The 400-nt window shown below is 30.8% G+C and carries 1 protein-coding gene; it reads right to left on the bottom strand.

Annotation, left to right across the window (positions count from 1 at the left end; genetic code table 11):
• The coding region (locus tag H2279_RS08775; protein WP_337196303.1) for an AMP-binding protein at positions 1-400 on the bottom strand (400 nt) is incomplete at both ends.

Genomic DNA, 400 nt, shown 5'->3' with positions numbered 1-400 from the left:
GCACGTTCCAGCAATCTCGGTTGGGCCGTAAAGATTGATAAATTTAGTCTCCTTAAGACAATTTTTCCAAATATTTAAAGTTTTGGTAGGCATAATCTCACCCACCCAAGCTACAGTTTTTAAAGAATCAAGTCTATATTTATCTAAAGCATTTCCTTTACAAAGATGGGTTAAAACTGAAGGTATCCAAGAAATAGTAGTGATTTTTTCTTTTTCCATATAAGAAAAAATTTCATTTGGAAAAGCAAAGATATGATTAGGGATGATGTGTAAGGTTGCACCTGCTTTTACACTTGAAAAAATATCTCTCGCAGAAGCACTAAAATAAAACGGAGTTTGATTAAGTAAAGAATTTTTAGAATCAATCTCTAAAATTTCACAAATTTTTAACGTATAATCA

The sequence above is a fragment of the Campylobacter sp. B0100352/1 genome (genome assembly GCF_020135855.1).
Classification (GTDB): domain Bacteria; phylum Campylobacterota; class Campylobacteria; order Campylobacterales; family Campylobacteraceae; genus Campylobacter_D; species Campylobacter_D taeniopygiae.
The sequence above is the reverse complement of the archived record's forward strand: the minus strand, read 5'-3'. Positions and strand labels throughout refer to the sequence as shown.